21 protein-coding genes are annotated in these 21135 nt (G+C 74.9%); 9 read left to right on the top strand and 12 right to left on the bottom strand.

The genetic code is table 11. The features are described 5' to 3' along the window. Positions 1–82 precede the first annotated feature (82 nt). Positions 83–748 (top strand): Ig-like domain-containing protein, encoded by a 666-nt coding sequence (locus VM95_RS25035; RefSeq protein WP_045700438.1) that lies wholly within the window; start codon positions 83–85, stop codon positions 746–748. A gap of 133 nt (positions 749–881) precedes the next feature. Here VM95_RS25035 and VM95_RS25030 read toward each other — a convergent pair whose 3' ends face one another. Beyond that, complete coding sequence (locus tag VM95_RS25030; RefSeq protein ID WP_078860489.1) at positions 882–1376, bottom strand: nitroreductase family deazaflavin-dependent oxidoreductase; 495 nt, start codon at positions 1374–1376, stop codon at positions 882–884. 161 nt (positions 1377–1537) lie between these two features. Here VM95_RS25030 and VM95_RS25025 point away from each other — a divergent pair, with 161 nt between their 5' ends. Continuing rightward, positions 1538–2221 carry a TetR/AcrR family transcriptional regulator gene (locus VM95_RS25025; RefSeq protein WP_045700437.1) on the top strand — a complete coding sequence of 228 codons (684 nt, stop codon included), beginning with the start codon at positions 1538–1540 and terminating at the stop codon, positions 2219–2221. A gap of 90 nt (positions 2222–2311) precedes the next feature. On the opposite strand, the gene VM95_RS25020 is transcribed toward VM95_RS25025, so the two are convergent. From VM95_RS25020 to VM95_RS25010, 3 genes are all read right to left on the bottom strand, one after another. After that, entirely contained in the window at positions 2312–3088 is a 777-nt protein-coding gene (locus VM95_RS25020) for a VOC family protein (protein ID WP_045700435.1), read from the bottom strand. A 102-nt stretch (positions 3089–3190) separates the two neighbouring features. After that, entirely contained in the window at positions 3191–3685 is a 495-nt protein-coding gene (locus VM95_RS42750; RefSeq protein ID WP_045700433.1) for a hypothetical protein, read from the bottom strand. A 391-nt stretch (positions 3686–4076) separates the two neighbouring features. Further along, positions 4077–4541, bottom strand: a complete 465-nt coding sequence (locus VM95_RS25010; RefSeq protein ID WP_045700431.1) for a DoxX family protein — start codon at positions 4539–4541, stop codon at positions 4077–4079. Between the two features lie 264 nt (positions 4542–4805). Here VM95_RS25010 and VM95_RS25005 point away from each other — a divergent pair, with 264 nt between their 5' ends. The 3 genes from VM95_RS25005 (at position 4806) to VM95_RS24995 (ending at position 6600) form a co-directional block, all read left to right on the top strand. Further along, on the top strand, positions 4806–5483 hold the full coding sequence (locus tag VM95_RS25005; RefSeq protein WP_045700429.1) for a TetR/AcrR family transcriptional regulator: 678 nt from the start codon (positions 4806–4808) through the stop codon (positions 5481–5483). A 113-nt stretch (positions 5484–5596) separates the two neighbouring features. Then, a complete protein-coding gene (locus VM95_RS25000) occupies positions 5597–5797 on the top strand; it encodes a DUF1918 domain-containing protein (protein ID WP_045700427.1) in 201 nt (66 codons plus the stop codon). 44 nt (positions 5798–5841) lie between these two features. Then, a complete protein-coding gene (locus VM95_RS24995; RefSeq protein ID WP_063773559.1) occupies positions 5842–6600 on the top strand; it encodes a DedA family protein in 759 nt (252 codons plus the stop codon). An 18-nt stretch (positions 6601–6618) separates the two neighbouring features. Here VM95_RS24995 and VM95_RS24990 read toward each other — a convergent pair whose 3' ends face one another. Both VM95_RS24990 and VM95_RS24985 read right to left on the bottom strand, forming a co-directional pair. After that, entirely contained in the window at positions 6619–8616 is a 1998-nt protein-coding gene (locus VM95_RS24990) for a translocation/assembly module TamB domain-containing protein (protein ID WP_045700425.1), read from the bottom strand. Between the two features lie 267 nt (positions 8617–8883). Continuing rightward, on the bottom strand, positions 8884–9633 hold the full coding sequence (locus tag VM95_RS24985) for a PIG-L deacetylase family protein (RefSeq protein ID WP_045700423.1): 750 nt from the start codon (positions 9631–9633) through the stop codon (positions 8884–8886). Positions 9634–9767: 134 nt separating this feature from the next. Between VM95_RS24985 and VM95_RS24980 the strand changes: the two genes are divergently transcribed. From VM95_RS24980 to VM95_RS24970, 3 genes are all read left to right on the top strand, one after another. After that, positions 9768–10130, top strand: a complete 363-nt coding sequence (locus tag VM95_RS24980; RefSeq protein WP_045700420.1) for a hypothetical protein — start codon at positions 9768–9770, stop codon at positions 10128–10130. A gap of 82 nt (positions 10131–10212) precedes the next feature. Further along, positions 10213–11235, top strand: a complete 1023-nt coding sequence (locus tag VM95_RS24975) for an MDR family NADP-dependent oxidoreductase (RefSeq protein ID WP_045700417.1) — start codon at positions 10213–10215, stop codon at positions 11233–11235. A 29-nt stretch (positions 11236–11264) separates the two neighbouring features. Beyond that, on the top strand, positions 11265–11660 hold the full coding sequence (locus VM95_RS24970) for a MerR family transcriptional regulator (protein WP_045700415.1): 396 nt from the start codon (positions 11265–11267) through the stop codon (positions 11658–11660). 4 nt (positions 11661–11664) lie between these two features. On the opposite strand, the gene VM95_RS24965 is transcribed toward VM95_RS24970, so the two are convergent. The 5 genes from VM95_RS24965 to VM95_RS24945 are packed head-to-tail and all read right to left on the bottom strand — an operon-like array spanning position 11665 to position 17228. Then, positions 11665–12888: an MFS transporter gene (locus VM95_RS24965; RefSeq protein WP_045700413.1), complete on the bottom strand. Its 1224-nt coding sequence runs from the start codon at positions 12886–12888 to the stop codon at positions 11665–11667. Between the two features lie 5 nt (positions 12889–12893). Further along, a complete protein-coding gene (locus VM95_RS24960) occupies positions 12894–13448 on the bottom strand; it encodes a GNAT family N-acetyltransferase (RefSeq protein WP_045700411.1) in 555 nt (184 codons plus the stop codon). Beyond that, entirely contained in the window at positions 13445–14728 is a 1284-nt protein-coding gene (locus VM95_RS24955; protein ID WP_244178935.1) for a type III PLP-dependent enzyme, read from the bottom strand. Before VM95_RS24955 ends, VM95_RS24960 begins: the two co-directional genes overlap by 4 nt. Next, on the bottom strand, positions 14725–16167 hold the full coding sequence (locus VM95_RS24950; protein WP_063773558.1) for a DUF6271 family protein: 1443 nt from the start codon (positions 16165–16167) through the stop codon (positions 14725–14727). The genes VM95_RS24955 and VM95_RS24950 overlap by 4 nt, the downstream gene beginning before the upstream one ends. Then, positions 16149–17228 carry a phytanoyl-CoA dioxygenase family protein gene (locus VM95_RS24945; RefSeq protein ID WP_045700409.1) on the bottom strand — a complete coding sequence of 360 codons (1080 nt, stop codon included), beginning with the start codon at positions 17226–17228 and terminating at the stop codon, positions 16149–16151. Before VM95_RS24945 ends, VM95_RS24950 begins: the two co-directional genes overlap by 19 nt. Before the next feature lie 434 nt (positions 17229–17662). On the opposite strand from VM95_RS24945, the gene VM95_RS24940 reads away from it, so the two are divergent. After that, positions 17663–19606 (top strand): FUSC family protein, encoded by a 1944-nt coding sequence (locus tag VM95_RS24940; protein ID WP_045700406.1) that lies wholly within the window; start codon positions 17663–17665, stop codon positions 19604–19606. Between the two features lie 34 nt (positions 19607–19640). Here the strand turns inward: VM95_RS24940 and VM95_RS24935 are convergent, their stop codons facing one another. Then, positions 19641–21080, bottom strand: a complete 1440-nt coding sequence (locus tag VM95_RS24935) for an amidase (protein WP_045700403.1) — start codon at positions 21078–21080, stop codon at positions 19641–19643. Positions 21081–21135 lie beyond the last annotated feature (55 nt).

Here is a 21135-nt window from a genome sequence, read left to right as displayed (position 1 = left end):
GCTTCGCCGTCCGGAGCAACCGTCCACAGTCCTCGGCGTGCACACCCCCGCCGACCGGTCCCGAGTGTCAGGAAATCCAGCCTTGATCTCTCTTCGTCGCCTCGCGTCGCTGACCGTTCCCACCCTCGCCGCCTCGGCGCTCACCGTGGGCGTGTTCGCCGCCCCGGCCGCACACGCGTCGTCGCCCGGCGTCCGGCACTCCTGCTCGCACACGTGTCACCACGGCATCGGGCACGTCGCCAACGCCGCCACCACCGTCGGCGACCCGGTCACGGTGGACGTCTTCCGCGCGGACGGCTTCGCCGGCGGCACCATCCTCGACGTGGAAGCCCCCAAGCACGGCAGCGTCACGGTCAACCCGGACTCGACCCTCACCTACACCCCGGCCGCCGGCTTCGTCGGCAAGGACTGCTTCACCTACTGGGCCCGCACGGTGGACGGCGTGTGGTTCGAGCAGCGCGTCAAGGTCCGGGTCTTCGCCGACACCAGCGGCGCGGACTTCACCAACTCGACGATCACCAACCCCGACACCCCCGACATCGTCCCGCTGGTGGGCGGCGCCCCCGGCACCGTGCTGGTCGCCGTGGACAACCCGATGCACGGCACCGTCCACATGAACGGCGACAACACCGTCACCTACACCCCGGCCCCGGGCTTCGTCGGCTTCGACGACTTCCTGATCACCGGGCAGGCGCCGGACGGCACGGTCATCGTCGAGAACGTGGCCGTCCAGGTCGGCTGCCCCTAACCTCGCCCCACCGCCCGTCCCACCGCCCGCCCCAACGGCCGGCCCGGCGTCCGCACCCGCGGAGGCCGGGCCGGCCGCACTCCGTCTCCGCGCAGCCGTCCTGGACCCGCGGGCCCCCGGCGGACGGCGGACCTCACGCGGCATCGGCAGCGGCAACCCGGAACACCGGGTACCCGGGGGCGATGCGGAGCAGTTCCTCGGCCGGGGCGTCGGGGCCGACGCCGTCGAAGAACGTCGCGACCTGCCAGTTCCAGCGGCGCAGGTAGGCGCGCAGCACCTCGGGCTTGTCGGCGTCGGGGAGCTCGGTGGCGCGGAAGACCTCGACCCGGCGGCCGACGCGCAGTTCGCCGGTGCCGACGGCGCGCAGGTTGCGCACCCACTGGGTGTGGCCGCGCGGGGCGACCAGGTAGCGCTCGCCCTCGTGGATGAGCAGGTTGACGGGGGTGGTGCGCCACTCGCCGCTCTTGCGGCCGCGGACGGCGAGGATGCGGGAGCCGAAGAGGCTGATCCCGACCTTGGTGAGGCCGCCGACCAGGCCGTTGGACAGCTTCCCGGCGGTGGCGGCGAACTTGGTCTCGGGGACGATCTGGCGGGCGGCGGGGCGGGGCGACTGCTCGGGCTGCGACATCGGGACTCCTCGGCTCGGCTCTGCGACTCTGCGACTGGCGCTTCCGTTCGAGAGCACTGCTCTCGTTTCGACGTGATTCAGCTTGGCACGCGCCGACGCCGAAAGCAAGAGCAGTGCTCTCGCTTGTGTGCGGCGCTCCGACATGTGGCAGGCTGGTGCGCATGCCAGCGATCCGCACCGCCCGCGAACGGGCCCGCGAGGAACTCACCCGCGAGATCAAGCAGGAGGCCCGCCGCCAGCTCGCCGCCTCCGGCGCCCAGCAGCTCTCGCTGCGGGCCGTCGCCCGCGAGCTCGGCATGGCCTCCTCCGCCCTGTACCGCTACTTCGCCAGCCGCGACGAACTCCTCACCGCGCTGATCATCGACGCCTACACCGAGCTCGGCGACGCCGCCGACCAGGCCCTCGCCGCCACCGAGGACGGCACCCCCCGCGAACGCTGGCGGGCCGTGTGGCACGCCGCCCGCGACTGGGCCCGTGCCAACCCGCACGAGTACGGCCTGGTCTTCGGCACGCCCATCCCCGGCTACGCGGCACCCCAGGCCACCATCGAACCGGCCGGCAGGCTGCCGCTCGCCCTGCTCGGCATCGTCCGCGAGGCCCCCCTGCGCGCCACCCCGACCGCGCCCGCACCGCCGGGCGACCTGCCCGGACAGCTCACCGCCCTCGCCGCCGCCATGGCCCCCGGCCTGCCCCCGCTGGCCCTCGCCCGGGCGGTGTCGGCGTGGGTCCAGCTCATCGGCCTGATCGGCGTCGAACTCCACGGCCACCTGGTCGGCGGCTTCGAGCCGGCCGACGACCTGTTCGCCTGGACGGCCGAGCAGACCGCCGAGGCGATCGGCCTCTGACGCCGCCCCGCCCCCTGTCGGCCCCGCACGCGCGTCCGCCCGCCCGGGAGGTGCTCCCGGACGGGCGGACGCGGACGCCGCGGGCCGCCGCTACATCGGCTTGGGCCGGATCATCGCGAACGGCGCGCCCTGCGGGTCGGCGACCACCGTCATCCGGCCGGCCATCATGTCGAAGGGCGCCGCCAGGACCGTCCCGTTGCGCTTGACCACGGCGTCGACGCTGGAGTCCACGTCGTCGACCGCGAAGTAGGACAGCCAGTGCGCCGGAGTGCCGGGCGGGTCGTTGGCGAGCAGCGAGGCGCCGCCGACCGCGCGGCCGCCGACCATCAGCGACCAGTACTCGGCGCCCTCCATCTTCTCGATCTCGATGCCGAAGGCCTCGCCGTAGAACCCGGTGGCGCCCTCGATGTCGTCGGTGTGCAGCTCGTTCCAGGTCAGCGCGCCGGCCTCGTTGACCACCACGGCCCCGGAGAAGTCCACGGCCTGCCAGACGCCGAACACCGCGCCCTGCGGGTCGGCGGCGACCAGCATCCGGCCGAGCGTGCCCACGTCCAGCACCGGGACCAGCAGGGTGCCGCCGGCGCGGACGATCGCCTCCTGGGTGGCCTCCGCGTCGGTGGTGGCCAGGTACGTCGTCCAGACCGTGGGCGGCTCCGGCATCCCCTCGGGGGCCGTGGCCGGGCCGATGCCGGCGGCCGGCTTGCCGTCGAGGGTGCAGACCGCGTACCCGCCGAACTCCGGCGGACCGACCTGCCCCTGCCAGCCGAACAGGTCACGGTAGAAGTCCAGCGCGGCCTGCTGGTCCTGCGCCATCAGATCGATCCAGCACGGGGTGCCGGTCGGGTACGGGGTCGTGACGTCGGGCATGCTCGTCCCTTCCTGGGTGAGGTCCCCCGCCCGTCACCCTCCCGCCGCCGGGCCGCCTCCGCCACCCGAAACGCCGGGCCCGCGCGGACGGTCACCCGCCGTTCAGGCGCTCGCGGCCCCGGGTTCGCCCACGACGACCGCGCCGACCGCGCCGACCGCGCCGCCCGGGGCCCGGCCTGCGGTCGCGGCCCTGCCGAGGACCCTGCGGGCGCAGAGCGCGGCCAGCAGCGCGGCGACGACGGCGCCCACCACGGCCGAGGCGGTCCAGCCCTTGCCGTCCGTCGCGACGGCCACCGCGATGACCTGCGCGAAGTACGTCCCGCCCGCCGCCAGCGCCGCCCGGCCCCGGCCCACGGACCCCGGCGACCGCTCCAGCCCCCGGGCCAGCACCACGCCCACCGCCAGCCCCGGCAGGGCGGCGTTCACCATGCCGAACACCGCGAGCACCGGCCAGAACGACAGCACGAAGGGCGCGCCTTCCAGCCGCTCCGGAAGGGTCGTCGCGACCAGCGCCAGGACGATGACCGTCACCAGCCCGACCGCCGCCCCCACCCCGTACCCGAGACCACGCCACACCACGGCCGACTTCGCGCTCATGCCGAACCTCCTCCCCGCCCGGACCACGCCCGGCGCCGATCATGCTAGACCCACCCACCGACAGCCCCCCGGGGTGGTGGGTCCGGCGCGCGACCTGCGCCCTCGCACCGGAAAGCCGACGGCGGGCGGCCGCCCGGCAGCCGCCCGCCGAGCGGGTCTCGCCCGTACCGGGTTCATACAGAGTTCATCCGGCGCGGCGCCACATCTGCCGCTCCGGGGCCCGGCACGAATCATGCTGGCCCGCCCACCGGCCGACCCGCCGGAGTGGGTGGGCCCAGCGCGTGACCTGCGCGCCCGTACCCAAAAGGCGACGGCGGGCGGCTGCATCGCAGCCGCCCGCCGAGCGGGTCTCGCCTGTACTGGGTTCACACAGAGTTCATCTGACGGGGCGTCACACCCCGGCCGGCACCTTCGCGGCCGGCTCGGCGGCCGCGCCGCGACGGCCCGGCAGCAGCTGGTCGAGCGCCAGCGCGCCCGGCCCGGTGAAAATGATCAGGAAGAAGGCCCAGCAGAACATCGCGGCCGCCTCGCCGTGGTTCTGCAGCGGCAGCAGCGCGTCGCCCTGGTGCTCGACGAAGTAGGCGTAGGCCATCGAGCCGGAGGCGATCAGCGCGGCACTGCGGGTGAACAGCCCGCCGAGCACCAGGAGGCCCGCCGCGAACTGGATGAGCGCCGCCCACCAGTACGGCCAGACACCGAACTCGACGGTCTTGCCCTCCCCCATGCCCATCGAGCCGCCCCAGATGCCGAACAGGGACGAAGCTCCGTGGCCGAGGAACAGGAAGCCGGTCACGATCCTGAACAGGCCTATGACATAAGGCTTTGCGGTTTCGAGGTACTGATTGACGACAGGCATGACAGACCCTTTCGGGGACAACGAACAGGGGTGCATCTGACGGGGCAGCAGCTTAGAAAGTCTTTAGTTGATCGCGCAACCGTTCGGGAAGGTCCGTTACACGGCCGGTCACACCCGTCAGGGCCGCGCCAAACCTGAATCCGAGCGGGATTCGCGGCCGCGACGGCCGATGCGGCAGAGTTGCCGCATGAGGGAGCGAAGCGAGCGAATCATCGAGAGGTGCGCGTTGCGCGAAGCGCCCACCGAGCGCAGCGAGGCGGGCGCATGAGCGCGGACACCAGCAGTCGCAGCCCCGAGCGGGCCGCCCCGTCGAGCCGACGGCGGCCGGTCCAGCAGCGCAGCCAGGAGCGGTACGGCCGGATCCTGGACGCCTGCGCCGGGGTGCTCGACGAGGTCGGGGCGACCGCGCTCACCACCAAGGAGGTCGCCCAGCGCGCCCAGGTGCCGATCGGCACGCTCTACCAGTTCTTCGCGGGCAAGGAGGACCTGCTCGCCGCGCTCGCGTCCCGCAACCTCGACCACTACCTCCAGCGGCTGGACGACCGGCTGGCGGCGGCCGCGCCGGTCGGCCCGGCCGCCTTCACCGACCTCGCGGTGGAGGAGTTCGTCGCCATGAAGCGCACCGTGCCGGGCTTCGGGCAGGTCGACTTCGGCCTCGCCGGTCGGGCCGTACCGGTCGGCGTCCGGGACGACCAGCACCTGCTGGACGCGGGCGTCGACAACAACACGGCCGTCGCGCTGCGCCTCCAGGCCCTCGGCGGCGAGCTGTTCGCGACCGGCGACCCGGCCGCGCTCACCCTCGCCCTGCGGGTCGCGCTGGAGGCCGCGGACGCCGTCCTCAAGCTCGCCTTCCACAGCGACCCGGACGGCGATCCGGCGCTCATCGCCGAGTGCAAGCAGCTGGTCCGCGGCTACCTGGCGCAACGGCTGCCCACCCGCTGAGACCGCCCCGGCACCACCGGGCCCCAGCGTTGCGAGGGCGCCCCGGGCGCAGCACAGTGGATAGCGAACCGCCCGCGCGGGCGGCCGCCACGACGCGACGCGAGGAGCAGACCATGCACGCAGCGGTAGGCGACCAGCTCCACATCCACAGCAGCCGGGTCGGCATGGTGGACCAGAAGGGCATCATCACCGAGGTCCGCGGTCCGAACGGCGAGCCGCCCTACCTCGTCCGTTTCGAGGACGGCCACCGGGGCCTGGTCTACCCCGGGCCGGACTGCAACATCGAGCACACCGGCGAGAAGGCGAGCCGCTGACCGACGCCCGAGCCGCCCCGGCCCGCGCGGGGCGGTGAGGCGCGGTGTCCGCACCGTCGACCCCGCTGCCCGGGGCACTCGCCGGGCTCGCGCCACTGCTGGACCACTACGGGTACCTCGCGGTGGCGCTGCTCGTGCTGCTCGACAACTGCGGCGTCCCGGTGCCCGGGCAGACCATCCTGGTCCTCGCCTCGGTCTACGCGGGCACCGGGCACCTGGACTTCACCGCCGTGCTGCTGATCGCGGCCGGCGCCGCGGCGGTCGGCGACAGCCTCGGCTACCTGATCGGCCGCACCGGCGGGCGGGCCTTCGTCCACCGCTGGGGCCGCTACGTGCTGATCACCCCGGAGCGGCTGGCCCGCGCCGAGGGGTTCTTCGCCCGGCACGGCGGCAAGGTCGTCACCGTGGCCCGGTTCGTCGACGGGCTGCGCCAGACCAACGGCATCATCGCCGGCACCACCGGCATGGCCTGGCGCCGCTTCCTGCCGTTCAACCTGCTCGGCGCCGTGCTGTGGACAGGCGTGTGGGGAGGCTTCGGCTACCTCGCCGGGGCCCACATCGGCGGCGTGTACCGGACGGCGATCCGCTACCAGCTCTGGTTCGCGATCGGCCTCGGCGTGCTGGTCGCGGCCTTCCTGCTGCGCCAGGTGCTGCGCTACCGGCGGCGCCGCCGCGCGGACGGCGACGCCGGCGGGCCCGGCGAGAACGGGGAGCCGGACGAGAACGGGGAGCCGGACGAGAACGGGGAGCCCGGCGAGGCCGAGGGGCCCGAGGAGCCCGGCCGGCCCGGAGCGGCGGACTAGCTCCGGGCCGGCCGGGGCTCAGGCGAGCTTCTGGCAGAGCAGCGCGTACGGCCGCGCCGCCCAGAGCTGCCACCAGGGCTGGGTGTAGGCCAGGCCCGCGGCGACCTCGTCGTCGGCGCACTGGCCCTTCGCGAAGCCGTACGAGAAGTCACCGCCCGCCGCGCCGGCGGGGCGATTGTCGCCCTTGTCGAACCACAGCGTGCGGGTCGAAGTCCCCAGCGGGGCCGTGGACTTGGCGCACAGCGCGCCCATCGTCCGGCCGTTGCGGCTGTAGCCGGTCAGGACGGAACCGGCCGGGCACTGGGCCTTGGCGTAGCCGGGCGCCCAGTCGGTGGACACGTAGGTGCCGCCGTGGTCGACGACGTAGGTGTGGTCGGCGTCCCACGGGTTCGCCCGGGTGACGTCCGTGCACAGGCCGTTGTCGCCGCCGTGGCTGAGCCCGATCAGCCGGGTGCCGTCCGGGCAGGAGGCCTTGAGCGCCCTCGGGTCCCAGTCCGGCCGGGTCTTCAGGTAGGCGGAGCGGTTGTCGTCGAACAGGCCGGCGCTGAGCGCGGGCCAGTTCACCAGGGGCGCCGGCGGCTGACCGACGCTCACCGAGGTGAGCGGCCACTCGCGGTGGAAGGCGAGGAAGGGCAGGTCCGCCGACAGGATCGGGGTGCCGAGGATCGCGATCCGGGCCATCAGTGCCCCGTTGATGTCGAGCCCGCCGTAGAGGGCCGCCGTGCCGTTGACGGCCGGCCCGCTGCCGCTTCCGGCGCCGGTGCCGTCGAGGACGACGGAGCCGTTGACCGCGGCCCGCAGGTACGGCTCGATGGACGCCTTCACGCCGACCGTGTCGTACAGGGCGATCGAGCCCTCGGCGAGCAGGCCGGCCCGGGCCGAGGCGGAGCCCCTGAGGTCGAGGTGCAGCGGGGAGACGGTGGAGCTCCCGGGGTCGGTGGTGGTGGTCCAGCCGGGGCCCTTGACGTAGTCGGAGTGGACGCCCCACTGGCCGTCGTACGCCTGCTCGGCGTCGATGGTGACGGTGCCGTCCGCGCTGACGTCGGCGGAGAGGGTGAAGGCCAGGTTGATCACGACGGGCAGCGCCCCGACCATCACCACGGGGCTGGCGCTGTAGGTGGCCAGCGGGATCCGGATCGGCGTGGTGCTTCCGGTGAGGCCCGCGGAGACCCGCCAGTCCGCGTGCGCGCCCAGGGTGAAGCCGATCCTGGCCTGCTGGGGGTCGATCAGGCCGGCGCCGCCCTGGTAGGAGAAGTCGATGGCCGGGCGGAGCGACACCGAGCCGGAGAGCTTCAGCGAACTTCCGTCCGGCAGCGGGACGTTGGCGTCGGCGCTCAGCCCCAGACTGCCGGACACCGAGCCCTGGCCGGCGGTCGCGCCGAGGTCGGTGGTGACCTGGACGCCGCCGAGCTGCGGGTGGACCTCGAAGCTGCCCGGGCTGACGGCGCTGCGCAGGCTGGCGCTGGTGCCGCCGAGCAGTTCGGGGAGGGTGGCCGGGCGAGTGGTGACGGCCACCTTCCCGTCCGCGGTCGGCTGCACGCCGGTGACGGCGACCAGCGCGCCGTGCGGGGCCGCCGGGGTGGGCGGGCTGTCGATCAGCTGCCCGGGCTTGACGGCGGACGCGGCGTCGGCGGACGAGCCGTCAGCGGGCGCGGCCTGGGCCGACAGGGACCGCGGGCCGGTCGTGGCGGGTGCGAGCACGGCGGTGCCGGTGGCCGCGTCGTACGCGGCGAGCGCGAGGCCGGGGGCGTCGGCGGCGGTGGCCGGCGCGCTGCCCTGCGCCGGGGTCGCGACGGTGGCCGGGGTCGTGCCGGAGGCCGGGGGTGCGAGCGTCGCCGACGACGCGGAGGGGTCGCCGGACGGGTCGCCGGACGGGGCCGGGGCGGCGGTCGCGGTCGCCGTCGTGGGGGTGTCCGCAGCGGCCGGCGAGGCCGCCGCTCCGGTCAGGACGGCGCCGCAGAGGATGAGCACGCTGGTGGTGGCGGCGGCTGACAGCGTCAGCTTGCGCACGGTCACGTGGAGGGTCCCTTCGGGTCAACGGTGCTGGAGCAGTGCTGACTTGAGCTGAGGGAGCGTGGACCAGAGCGCGAGAAACAGCCCTGACCGGCGGGTAACATTACACTGACCGACCGCACGGTCGACAGGTCCGCGAACCTCCCGGTTCGCGAACACCGATATGCCATGACCCTGACACAAGGGCTTCCCCCGCCGTTCACACGACGGGCGGAATCCGCCGCCGGCGTCACAGTCGACGCCGGCGGCGATCCGACCGGACGGCGCCACCTAGCCCAGCGGGAACACCTCGAACGGCACCGCGAAGCGCGTCCCCAGCCGGCTGCCCGCGCCCCGGCCGAAGCCCTCCAGGAACTCGCGCGGGTCGGCCATCGCCCCGCCCGCCCCGCCCAGGCCGGCCAGGTACGCCTTGTGCTCCGCCAGCGAGGCGACGCCGAGCTCGAAGTGCTCGGTGGTGTCCACCGCGTGCCGCGACTCCGGGGAGGCGGCCGCCCAGATCTGCCGCACGCCGTTCCACGGCTCGTAGCCCTCGTCCACCAGCTCGCGGAAGACCCAGCGGTTGCCCGCGTCCCGCACGCCGTCCAGGGTGGCCCGGCCGACCGCGATGTGGTCGGCCTGGTTGAGGAACACCCCGCCGTAGGTGTCGCGGAAGTTGCTGGTGATCACGATGTCCGGGCGGTGCCGGCGCACCGCGCGGGCGATGTCGCGGCGCAGCGGCAGCCCGTACTCGACGACGCCGTCCCGGTGCCCGAGGAACTCGACGGTCTCGACGCCGACGACGCGGGCCGAGGCGATCTGCTCGGCCTCGCGCAACGGGCCGCACTCCGCGGGGTCCATCGAGTCGATGCCGGCCTCGCCGCTGGTGACCATCACGTAGACGACCTTCTTGCCCTGGGACGTCCAGCGGGCGACGGCCGCGGCGCCGCCGTACTCCATGTCGTCGGGGTGCGCGACGACGGCCAGTGCGGTCTGCCAGTCCTCGTCGACGGGCTCGTAGGGCTCGGGGGCCTGCTCGGTCATGGTGTTCCGTCCTCGTGATCGTTCGGGCGTGCGGTGGTGACTCTAGAGGGCGGCGGATGTCGATGCGCCGTCAGACGCCCCCGTGCGACGGCGGAGTCGGGAACTCCGGCCCTGCCGCCGAAGTCGAACCGGGCGTGAACCGAATCCTGGTGCCGTTCCTGTACGGCGCGTTGGCGCTGCTCATCCTGGAGACGGTCGCCGTGGTGGCGGTGGCCGTCGCCGTCGCCCCGTGGCTCGGCGACGGGCTCTCGTGGCTGCCCCTGGTGCTCACGGTCGGCGCGGTGGCGTGGCTCAACGTGCGGGCGATCAGGGCGGTTTCGCGCATGGGCACGGCCGGGGAGCGACTCCGGCGGCGACGGCTGGCGCTGGCCGGGGCGGCGCTCGTCCAGCTCGCGCTGATCGCGTTCGGCGTCCGGCACGGGAACACCCCGCTCACCGTGGGCCCGGTCCTGGTGCTCGTCGCGGTCGCGCCGCTGGCGAGCCGGGCTTGCCCCTGACCCGCGGGTCAGGGTTTAGCGTCCGGGCACCGCGCGGCCGACCGGCCGCCCGCCCGCTGCCCGATTCCCGAGGAGCGCCGCCATGGCCCTGCCCACCACCGCCCGCGTCGTCCGGCTGACCCGAAAGCCCCAAGGGCTGCCCGTCGCCACGGACTTCACCGTCGCCGAGGAACCGCTGGCCGCACCCGGGCCCGGCGACGCCGTGGTCCGCAACCGGGCGTTCCTGGTCTTCCCGGGGCTGCGCACCCTGCTCGGCGACGAGGGCGCGAACCTGCCGCTGCCCCGGCTCGCGCCCGGGGACGCGCTGTTCGGCCCGGCCCTCGGCGAGGTGCTGGCCGCGCCGGAGGACGGGCCGCTGCACCCGGGCGACCTGGTCGTCCACCTGCACGGCTGGCGGGACGCGGTGGTCGCGGACACCGGTCAGTTCACGGTGGTGGACCAGGAGTTCCCCGAGCCGCTGGCGCTGATCTCGGCCGCCTCGGCCGGCTACGGCGCGCTGACCCGCACCGCCGAGGTCCGCCCGGGCGACGTGGTGCTGGTGACCGCGGCCGCGGGCGCGGTCGGCTCGCTCGCCGGGCGGATCGCCCGGCTGCTGGGCGCCGGCCGGGTCATCGGCACCACCCGCTCGCCGGACAAGGCCGAGCGGCTGGTCGCCGAACTCGGCTACGACGCGGCGCTGGTGCCCGGCGCGGCGCGGCCGTTCACCGAGCAGCTGGCCGAGGCGGCGCCGGACGGCGTGGACGTGGTGCTGGACCTGGTCGGCGGCGAGCAGTTGACCGCCGCCGTGGACGCGGCCCGGCCGGGCGCCCGGTTCGCCCTGGTCGGGGCCGTCGCCGGGCAGCTCGACCCCCGGCGCGGGGGCGGCAGCGCGCCGGCCGTCGTCGACACCTTCCGGATCGTCACCCTCGGCCTGAGCCTGCGCGGCTTCACCCTGCTCGACCACCCCGATCTGGAGGCCGAGTGGCGCGAACGGCTGGCCGGCTGGCTGCGCGCCGGGGAGATCACCTTCCCGTGGACGCCCGTGGCGGGCATCGATCGGGCGCCCGAGGCGTTGTCCCGACTGTTCACCGGGGACGGCTTCGGGACGACCGTCGTGGAGCTCTGACACCCCGTCGACAGATCGAGGGAGCGGGCATGCGGATCGGGGATGCGGCGGCAGCGGCGGGCACCACGCCCAGGGCGCTGCGCTTCTACGAGCAGCGCGGGCTGCTGCCGCCGCCCGCCCGGTCCGCCTCCGGCCAGCGCGAGTACGGGCCGGGAGAGGTGGCCCGGGTCCAGGTGATCCGGCGGCTGCTGGCGGCCGGCCTGACGGTGGAGGACCTGGCCAGCCGGGCCCGGCGGTTGGACGGGCTGTTCGCGGATCCGCCGCTGCGCTGCTCCGGCGATCCCGGTCCGGAGACCTTCGCGCCCGTCATCACCGCCCGGCTGGCCGCGCTGGACGAGGAGATCGCCCGGCTGACCGCCCTGCGGGCGCGGCTCGCCCAGCACGTCGCGACGGGGGGCGCGGACGTGCTGGGCGAGGTCGGGTAGGCCGTCAGCCGGGCTCGGGCGCGAGCCTGCCCTCGACCGGCTCGGCCGGGCCCGCCACGGCGGGCCAGCGGATCCGGGTGGCGCAGAGCGCGACGACCGCGGCCGAGGCGGCGACGGCGGCCATGCCCCAGGCCAGCCCGGCGCCGCCCGCGATGAACCCGATGACGGCGGGCCCGGCCAGCAGCCCGGTGGTGCCCGTCGCCGCGACCACCGAGAGCGCGTCCGAGCCCTCCCGGGCGGCGGCGACGTAGACGCAGGGCGTCACCGCCGCGACGCCGAGGCCGACGCAGGCGAAACCGAGCAGGGTCGGCACCACGCCGCCCGCGAGCAGCGCGAGGGCGAGGCCGCCGCCGGCCAGCAGGCTGCCCAGGCGGACGATCCGGCCGTCGCCGAAGCGGGTGCGCCAGCCGTCCGCGAAGAGCCGGGCGAGCACCATCATCACCGAGACCACGGCGATGCCCAGCGGGGCGAGACCGGCGCCCGCGCCCACCACGTCCTTGAGGTAGAGCGCCGACCAGTCGTTCATGGCGCCCTCGGTGACGGTGCCGAACACCATCGCGAGGCCCATCCAGAGCGTCGCGACGGCGGGCAGCGCCAGGCCCCGGCGCTTCTTCACCGCTCGCTCCCCGGGGGCGGCGCCCTCCTGCGGCCCGTCCGCGAGCAGCCCCGGCCGGGCGGCGGCGACCAGGGCGAGCAGCACCAGGACGGCCAGGCCGAAGTGCACCGCGAGGGTGCCGGTGAAGGCGTTGACGCCGGAGGCGAGCAGCGCGGCCAGGAAGGAGCCGGCGCTGAAGGTGGCGTGCAGGCGGGACATGGTCGCCCGCTCGTACCGGGCCTCCAGCGCCGCGCCCTGCGCGTTCATCGCCACGTTCAGGCAGCCGACCGCGACGCCGTCGCAGAACAGCACCAGCAGGGTGACGGGGTAGTTCGGCACCACGGACAGCGCGAGCAGGATCCCGCCGAGGGCGAGCGCGGACAGCACCGACAGCAGGCGGGAGCCGAACCGCCGCATCAGCGCCGCGACCAGCGGGAACGACACCGCCGCGCCGATCCCGCAGGTCATCAGCAGCAGGCCGATCTGGGCCTCGCCCAGGCCCAGCCGGGCCTTGAGCGCGGGCACCCGGGAGACCCAGCTCGCGTACTGGAATCCGAGGACGAAGAACAGGGCGGCGATGGCCAGTTGGGACCGGCGGAAGTCGTCGCGTACGGGAGGCGTGTGCCGTGGCATGCGTATCAGCCCACTTCGGCTCTGGAGACGGGCCCGACGAACGGGTCGGTGGGGGGCGGGGAGGCTCGATGGAGCGGCATCGCCATGTAGACCGCCCGGGAGCCGTAGCTCTCCGGCAGCCCGATCCCGGGCCGGGCGCGGTAGCCCAGCGAGGCCCACAGCACCTCGGTGCCGCCCACGGCCACCAGCGCGACGGTCCGGTAGCCGGCCGCCCGGGCGGTGCCGTGGACGTGGTGCAGCAGCCGCCGGCCGAGGCCGCGGCCGCGCAACTCCTCGGCCACCACGACGTCGTGGACGTGCAGGTTGCTCGGGTGCGGCGCGCCGCGCTCGACGGCGGCGAGGTCCGGGCAGCGGTCCGGCGGGTACGGCAGGGCGAGCAGGTAGCCGCCGAGGCGGCCGGCGTGCTCCAGCGCGAAGCAGGTGTCGGGCGAGGCGCGGTGGCGGGACCGCAGCGCCTCGCGGCCCTCGGAGAGGCCGCGGGCGGCGTAGGCGCGCTCCTCCAGGGCGACCAGGGCGTCCCAGTCGCCGTCGCGCAGCGGGCGGATGCGGACGTCGCTCATGCGGGGCCGCCTCCCGCCGCTCCGTCCGCAGCGCCCGCTCCGCCCACGCAGAGGTACGGCAGCGGTTCGAAGCCGTTGAACCCCCGGGTGGTGTAGGCGGTGGCGTACGCGCCGCAGGAGTGGATCCACACCGGGTCGCCGGAGGCGAGCGCGCGCGGGACCCGCACCAGGCCGTCCTGGGCGTACGCGTCGTCGCTGTCGCAGGTCGGGCCGGCCACCACGGCGTTCACGAACTGGCCGCCGGGGTGGGTGGGGAACTCCAGCCGGTACTGCAACTGGTCCATCTCGTACAGGCCGTTGAACTTTCCGCAGCTCAGGTAGAGCCAGTCGGCGTCGGTGCCGTCGAGCTGGCGCCGGGAGGAGAGCCGGGCGACGTGGGCGCGGATGGCGCCGTGGTCGGCGACCAGGTGGCGGCCGGGTTCGACCAGGAACTCCAGCGGCACCTCGCTCGCCGCGCTCAGCCGGGCCATGCCCTCGCGGATCACCGCGAACATCTTGTCCAGCGGCGGCTCCAGCGGGTGGCCGTGCCGGTCGAGCACCCCGAGCGCGGGCAGGCCGCCGCCGAGGTTGATCCGGTCGATCCGGATGCCGCGCCAGGTGAGGGCCTCCAGCACCTCCTCCAGGGAGTCGACGGCGGCGGACCAGGCCTCGGCGGTGAGCTGCTGGGAGCCGACGTGCACGCTCAGGCCGGAGGGCACCAGGCCGGCGGCGCGGGCGGCCTCCAGGACGCGCAGCGCGTCCTCCGGCGAGCAGCCGAACTTGCGGCTCAGGCCCCACAGGGCGCCGTCGCCGGTGGTGGCGATGCGGCAGAACACCCGGGCGCCGGGCGCGTGTTCGGCGATCGCGGCGACGTCCTCCAGGCAGTCGGTGGCGAAGTCGCGCACGCCCAGCCGGTGCGCCTCGGCGATGTTGCGGTCCGACTTGACGGTGTTGCCGTAGTGGATCAGCTCGGGCGGCACGCCGGTGCGCAGCGCCTGGGCGATCTCCTGCGGGCTGGCGGCGTCGAAGCCGGAGCCGAGGGCGGCGAGGTGGGCGAGCACCTCGTCGAGCGGGCAGGCCTTCATGGCGAACCGGACGGCGACGCCGGGCAGTTCGGTGCGCAGGGCGGCGTACTGGCGGCCGATGCCGTCGAGGTCGTAGACGAGCCGGTCGTCGGTGGCGGCGGCGAGGGCGGCGCGCAGGGCCGTCCGGTCGTGCTGGTCGGGGCGCGGTGCGGCGGCGGTGTGCACGGCGGTGTGGGTGGTCGGGGCGCGGTGGGGGGTCATGGCCTGGCGTGTCATGCCGCTCCTCTCGCCGGTCCCGAGCCCGGCCCGGACAGCCCGGACAGCCCCTTCGGCCCGGACAGCCCGGATGGCCGGGACGGCCCGCACGCCCCGCTCGTCCAACCCGCTTCGGTTGCCCGACCCGCGCCGCTCGTCCAACTCGTGCCGCCGGCTCGGCTCGCCCGCACCAGCGGGCCCCAGGCGTCGACCAGCAGCGCGAAGTCCTCGATGTCCGCCTGCGCCTCGTCGAGCAGGCGTGCCCGCAGGGGTGCCAGGTGGTCGGCGAACTCGGCGTACTTGCCGCCGAGTTGCCGGTAGCAGCGGTCGAGTTCGGCGAGCCGCCGGTGGTTCTCCGCGCGGTCCGTCGCGGCGCTGCGGCGGGCGGAGTCGGCGACGGCCTCGGGGCGGAGGCGGTGGTGCTCGTCGAGCAGCGCGCCGCCGGCCGCCTCCAGGTCGGCGTAGACCGGGTACAGGTAGAGCATGGAGAGCAGGAACTTGGTCCAGCGCAGCTGGTAGGCGGTGAAGCCGGGGCCGGTGCGGCGTTCGGGCGTGTAGAAGTTGACGATGTGCCGGTTGTGGGTGACGCCGGGCAGGGTGGCGTCGCGGACGAGGTGGTGCAGGAAGTAGTCGCTGCCGATGGTGTCGGTGGCCGGGGGCAGCGGGACGCGTTCGTAGACCTGGTGGTCGAGGGCGATGTTGCACATGTCGATCCGCCAGATGTCCGGCAGGTCGAGCACGGCGCGGTCGACGGTGAAGGGCTCGGTGCCGCCGCCGGTGAAGGAGTCGGCGACGAGGGCGCGCCGGTCCGGCTCGCTCGCCCCGGTGGGTGCCCAGAGGCCGACCACCCGGTGGTGGAGGGCCGGGTCGAGCTCGCGGATCTCCCCGATGTCGACGGAGAGTTCACCGATGAAGGAGGCGCCGACCAGGGAGACCGGCTTGTCGGCGTGCGCCGGGTCGAGGGTGTGCTCGGTGACGGCGGCGGCCGCGTCGGCGGCCTTGCGGCCGATCGTGGCGAGCTCGTGGTCGATCGGGAACACCGGTGCGCCGTCGAGCAGTTGGTAGCGGCTGTCGGAGTCGCGGCGGTGCACCGAGGTGCAGCCGAGCGCGGCGGCGAGCAGGAACGCCCGGTTGGTGCAGGCGCCGTAGGAGACGGCGTCGGGCAGCATGAGGTCGAGCAGCCGGTCCGCCCCCGGGAGCCCGGACCGGCCGATCACCTGGCGCAGGAAGGCGCGTTGGGCGTCCTCGTCGAGGTGGTGGACGGTCACGCCGCCGGCGGGCGGCAGCGCGGCCAGGGCCTCGGCGTGCCGGGCCCGGGCGGCCGGGTCGGCGGAGTCCAGCACCAGCAGGTGCACTCGGACGCCGAACCGCCGGGCGGCGTGGGCGGCTTCGGCCCCGATGGCGGTGACGGCGGCGGCGCACTCGCGGTTGGTGGGCAGGGTCAGGCAGACGGCGCGCATACCCGTTCCTCCCTCTCGACGCCCTCGAAGGAACGGCCGCTCCAGGAGCGCAGGCCGAGCAGCCGCTCGCCCAACTCGGTGAGCTCGGCCGGCCCGTAGCGCAGCGCCTCCGGCCGTTCGGCGTCGCCGAGCAGGGTGCGGTTCCAGTCCGGGGTGGCCAGGGTGCGCCAGGACTCCACCCGGGAGCGGCGCAGCGCCTCGGCCTCCTCCAGCGCGGGCATCATGGACAGGTACTGCACCGCCCGCACGCCGCGCTCGGAGGTGTTGGGGGCGACGCCGTGGGCCAGCAGGCCGTTCCAGATGAGCAGGTCGCCGGCCTTCAACTCGGGTCGGACGACCGGGTATTCGGTGCGGTCGACGGCGGGGCGGATCGGGTCGCGGTCGGCCGGCTGGGCGGCCTGCCACTGGTTGAAGCGGCGGAACAGCTCCGGGTCGCACTGGAATCCGCCGTGGTCGGGGGCGGTGTCGTCGAGCGCGATGATGCCCTGGACGCGCTGCGGGAGCATGCCCCGGACGGTGTCGACGTCCCAGTGGAGTTCGATGTCGAAGCCCTCGTCGGTGGGCTCGATCAGCGCGCGGTCGCGGTTGCGGACGTTCGGGGGGTTGAGGTTGAGCCGGTCGAGGGTGACCCACAGCTCCTCGCAGTCCCAGACGTCCACGAAGGCGTCGTAGACCCGCCGGTTCTGCCGGCTGTCCCAGATCAGCTGGTGGTGGTAGGCCTCGACGAAGCCGTAGATGTGCAGCTGCCGGTCGAGGTCGTCGCGGTACGGGCGTTCGCGGTACCAGTCCTCGGGGCGGTCGGGCGACAGGCCCTGGAACTCCCAGGCGAAGTCCAGCAGGCGGCGGGCGTGTTCGGCCGGGACGGCTTGTTCCACGACGACGTAGCCGTAGGTCTGCCAGAACGCGAAGTCCTCCTCGGAGAGCACCCGTAGCGGGTGCTTCTTGCGGAGCTCGCGCAGCGCCGTCCCGGCGAGGTAGCTCTCGGTGTCCGCGCTGAAGTAGGGGCGCTCGGAGGCGGCCCGGTAGAGGTATCCGTCCGGGTGTTCCGCAGGGCTCGACATGAGCGGGTCCCTCCATGGTTCGTGGTCGGCGCGGCGTTTTTCCTCGGGGGCGCAGTCCGCGAACCGGTCCGCACACACTCCTTCTCGCCGCGGGCCCCGACCGTCGAGTGCCGACGCGTCGGATGGCCAACTCGCGCTCCCTGTACGGCCTCTCACCTCGGATCAGCCTCGACCGGAGCACGCCCTCCATACGTTGGACTAGACCAACTAATGGTGTCAACCCTTTCCGGCCGGTAGCCGATCGGGAAATCCGCGCAGTTCACGACGACTCCCGCCGGCCGTTTATGTTTCGGCGCCGGACATAAACCCGAATATGTTTCGGGAATCCACATAACCGCGGGAGAACTGAACGGTAGGCGTCCCGGAGCCCGTTGCCCGCGCCCGCGCCCGTTTCCCCGAAGGCCGCCGCCCGCCGTCCGCCGTAGCTTGGGACTGTGGCACGCCACCGAGGAACCGCCCGGCTCGCCCCGCCCGCCTGGCTGACCGAGAGCCTGCGGCCCCGCGCCGCGCCGGTCCCCTGGGCCGCGGTCGCCCGCGCCTCGGTGTCACTCGCCGCCCCGCTCGCCGTGGGCACCGCCACCGGCCGGCCCGGCTACGGCGCGCTGGTGTCGATGGGCGCGCTGTCCGGCGTCATCGGGGACACCGCCGACGCCTACCGGATGCGGGTGTTCAACATCGCCGTGCCCCAACTGTTCGGCGCCCTCGGACTGCTGCTCGGCGCCCGGGTGCACGGCGCCGGCTGGACGGCCGTCGCCGCGCTCACCGCGATCGCCCTGGTCTCCGGCATGATCTCCTCGATCGGCGCGGTCGCCTCCGTCTCCGGCCTGCTCCTGCTGCTCAACACGGTCGTCGGCGCCGGCCTGCCGCTGCCCTCCCCCTGGTGGCTGCCGCCCGCGCTCCTGCTGCTCGGCGGCGGCGTGGTGCTCGCCCTCACCCTGCTCGCCTGGCCGCTGCGCGGCGGCGTCCCCGAGCGGGCGGTGGTGGCCGGCAGCTACCGCGCCGTCGCCGACCTGCTGGAGGCCGCCGGCACCCCCGGGTACGAGGCCACCCGCCGGGCGCTCACCCAGTCGCTCGACCAGTCCTACGACCTGCTGCTCGCCCGCCGGGCCCGCCGGCACGGCCGCTCCCCCACCCTGGTGCGGCTGCTCGCCCAGCTCAACGCGCTGATCCCGGTGGTCGAGGGGGCGGCCGCCGCGCACGTGCGCCCGCCCGGCCTCGGCCCGCTGCCGCCCGCCTACCCGGCCGCCGTCCGCGCCCTGGCCGACGCCGTCGAGAACGGGCACCCCGGGCACCCGCCGCCCGAGCTGCCCACGCCCGCCGGCCCGTCCACCCGCGCCCTGGAGGAGGCGATCGGCCACGCCGCCGCCGTCGTGCGCGAACCCGAGCCCGACCCGTACGCCCACGACGACCGGCTCGGCCGCCCCGCCGGCCTCGGCCCGCGGGCCCGGCGGGCCGTCCGGGCACTGCTGCTGTCCGGCGCGTCCTGGCGGTACGGGCTGCGCCTGGCGCTGTGCATCGGCCTCGCCCAGGTGCTGGTGTCGGTGATCGCGGTGCCCCGCTCCTACTGGGTCTCGCTGACCGTCACCTTCGTGCTCAAGCCGGACTTCGGCTCGGTCTTCTCGCGGGCGGTGCTGCGCGCCCTCGGCACGGCGGCCGGGCTGCTGCTCGCCGTCCCCGTGCTGGCCGAGGTGCCGCACGGCTGGTGGGACGTGCCGGTGATGGCCGCGCTGGCCACGCTGATCCCGGCCCTGTCGGCGAAGGGCTACGCCTTCCAGACCGCGGCCATCACCCCGGTGATCCTGCTGCTCTCCGACCTGCTCAACCACCAGGGCTTCCACCTGGTGCTGCCCCGCCTGTACGACTCGCTGATCGGCTGCGGCATCGCCCTGCTGGCCGGTTACCTGCTGTGGCCCGAGTCCTGGCACACCCGGATCGGCGACCGGCTGGCCGACGCCGTCCAGGACACCGCCTCGTACGTCTCGCTGGCCTTCACCACCGCCCCCGGCCGCGACGAGCCGGCCCGCGCCCGCTACCGGCGGCGGCTCTACCGGGACCTCTCGGCGGTGCGCGGCGAGTTCCAGCGGGCGCTCACCGAGCCGCCGCCGGTCGGCGCCCGGGCGCAGGCCTGGTGGCCGCTGGTGATCGCGGTCGAGCGGATCGTGGACACCACCACCGCCACCCGGGTCCGGGTCGAGCACGGCGCGCCGGCGCCGACCACCGCCGAGGTCGCCGCCGTCACCCGCGAACTGGCGGGCCTCGCCGAAGCCCTGCGCACCGGCGAGGCCCCCGAGCCCGCCCCGGACGTCCTCGGCCCGCACTGCGCCCTCGCCCGCCTCCACCACGAGGTCCACGCGGCCCGCTCGGTCGCCTTCGGCTGACCGGGCGGCCCGGTTGACGGCACCGGCGTACGGCTCAGTCCTCGATGCGCCGCCAGGGGCGGTCCGCCTCCAGGGCGAAGCCCAGCTCCAGCAGCACCCGCTCCTGCCCGTGCGCCGCCGACAGGTGCACTCCGACCGGCAGTCCGCCCGGCTCCGCGCCGGCCGGCAGGGCGAGGCCGGGGCCGCCGGTCACGTTGTTGACCGGGGTGAAGGCGACGTAGCGCAGCAGCCGCTCGATCAGTTCCTCGAAGGCCACGTTGGGGCTCAGGTGGCCGATCGGCGGGACGGTGTGGGCGAGCACCGGGGAGAGGATCACGTCGTGGTCGCGGAAGATGCCCGCGTACACCTCCTCGGCGCGGCGCAGCCGTCGCAGCACGCCCGGGGTGCGGCGGAACTCGGTCCGGAAGCGCCGGCGCAGGCCGGTGGTCAGGCCGTCCAGCCGCCCGGTGCGGAAGCTCGGGTCGAGCAGCACCGGGCCGGTGAGCGCGATCACCCAGGCGATGTAGCCCCAGTAGGAGAGGAAGTCGCGGGAGAACTCCTCGCCGAACGGCAGGGTGGCGGGTTCGACCCGGTGGCCCATGGCCTCCAGCCGGGCGGCGGTCTCCTCGACGACGCGGCGGGTCGGCTCGTCGGTCTTGGCGATCGGCGAGTCCACCACCAGGCCGATCCGCAGGGGCCGCGCGGGCGGCCCCTCGACCAGGCCGAGCGGCGGCAGCTTCGGGTTGCGGTGGTGGAGTTCGGCGGCGGCGAAGAACGCGGCGGTGTCCCGGACGGTGCGGGTGAGCACGCCGTCGGTGACCAGGTCGATCGGCAGTTTGCCGCCCTGGGCGTTGCCGACCAGCCGCCCCCGGGTGGGCTTGAGGCCGACCAGCCCGCAGCAGGCGGCCGGGATGCGGATGGACCCGCCGCCGTCGTTGGCGTGCGCGATCGGCACCACGCCGGCGGCGACCAGGGCGGCCGCGCCGCCGGAGGAGGCGCCGGCCGAGTGGGAGGGCCGCCAGGGGTTGCGCACGGGCGGGGCGGCGGCGAACTCGGTGGAGGCGTTCAGGCCGAACTCGGGCAGCCGGGTCTTGCCGAGCACGGCGAGGCCGGAGGCGAGGAGTTGGTCGGCGAAGGGGGCGTTGCGCCGGGCCGGCCGGGCGCGGAAGGCCTCGCTGCCCATGGCGGTGGGCAGGCCGCGCAGGTCGACGTTGTCCTTGAGGTAGGTCGGCACGCCCCAGAGCGGGCCGCCGACGCCCGCGCGGCTGATCCGCGGCCGGTCGTACGAGGCGTACGCGACGGGCGCGAGCGCGCCGTCGATCCGGGCGGCACGGGCGGCGGCGGCCGCGACCAGCTCCCGGGGGTTGACCTCTCCGTCGCGCACCAGGGCGGCCAGCGCCACCGCGTCGTGGGTGCCGAGCGCGTCGTCCGTGAAGGCGTGGACCCGCTCGCCCGCCTGCCCAGCAGACCCCTCGCCGATCCGCTCGTCGGTCATCCGAACTCCCCTTCCCTGCCAGTTACTGACGGGTAGTCTCACGAGTTCCGCAGTC

The sequence above is a fragment of the Streptomyces rubellomurinus genome (assembly GCF_000961885.1).
Taxonomy (GTDB): Bacteria; Actinomycetota; Actinomycetes; order Streptomycetales; family Streptomycetaceae; genus Kitasatospora; species Kitasatospora rubellomurina.
The sequence above is the reverse complement of the archived record's forward strand: the minus strand, read 5'-3'. Positions and strand labels throughout refer to the sequence as shown.

Bases quoted from the DNA above. Each gene is read 5' to 3' on its own strand.
- VM95_RS25030 (WP_078860489.1), bottom strand. From the start codon at position 1,376: ATGTCGCAGCCCGAGCAGTCGCCCCGCCCCGCCGCCCGCCAGATCGTC.
- VM95_RS24945 (WP_045700409.1), bottom strand. From the start codon at position 17,228: ATGTCGAGCCCTGCGGAACACCCGGACGGATACCTCTACCGGGCCGCC.
- VM95_RS24975 (WP_045700417.1), top strand. From the start codon at position 10,213: ATGGCCCTGCCCACCACCGCCCGCGTCGTCCGGCTGACCCGAAAGCCC.
- VM95_RS25010 (WP_045700431.1), bottom strand. From the start codon at position 4,541: ATGCCTGTCGTCAATCAGTACCTCGAAACCGCAAAGCCTTATGTCATA.
- VM95_RS24955 (WP_244178935.1), bottom strand. From the start codon at position 14,728: ATGACACGCCAGGCCATGACCCCCCACCGCGCCCCGACCACCCACACC.
- VM95_RS42750 (WP_045700433.1), bottom strand. From the start codon at position 3,685: ATGAGCGCGAAGTCGGCCGTGGTGTGGCGTGGTCTCGGGTACGGGGTG.
- VM95_RS25005 (WP_045700429.1), top strand. From the start codon at position 4,806: ATGAGCGCGGACACCAGCAGTCGCAGCCCCGAGCGGGCCGCCCCGTCG.
- VM95_RS25025 (WP_045700437.1), top strand. From the start codon at position 1,538: ATGCCAGCGATCCGCACCGCCCGCGAACGGGCCCGCGAGGAACTCACC.
- VM95_RS24985 (WP_045700423.1), bottom strand. From the start codon at position 9,633: ATGACCGAGCAGGCCCCCGAGCCCTACGAGCCCGTCGACGAGGACTGG.
- VM95_RS24960 (WP_045700411.1), bottom strand. From the start codon at position 13,448: ATGAGCGACGTCCGCATCCGCCCGCTGCGCGACGGCGACTGGGACGCC.
- VM95_RS24970 (WP_045700415.1), top strand. From the start codon at position 11,265: ATGCGGATCGGGGATGCGGCGGCAGCGGCGGGCACCACGCCCAGGGCG.
- VM95_RS24935 (WP_045700403.1), bottom strand. From the start codon at position 21,080: ATGACCGACGAGCGGATCGGCGAGGGGTCTGCTGGGCAGGCGGGCGAG.
- VM95_RS25000 (WP_045700427.1), top strand. From the start codon at position 5,597: ATGCACGCAGCGGTAGGCGACCAGCTCCACATCCACAGCAGCCGGGTC.
- VM95_RS24965 (WP_045700413.1), bottom strand. From the start codon at position 12,888: ATGCCACGGCACACGCCTCCCGTACGCGACGACTTCCGCCGGTCCCAA.
- VM95_RS25020 (WP_045700435.1), bottom strand. From the start codon at position 3,088: ATGCCCGACGTCACGACCCCGTACCCGACCGGCACCCCGTGCTGGATC.
- VM95_RS24950 (WP_063773558.1), bottom strand. From the start codon at position 16,167: ATGCGCGCCGTCTGCCTGACCCTGCCCACCAACCGCGAGTGCGCCGCC.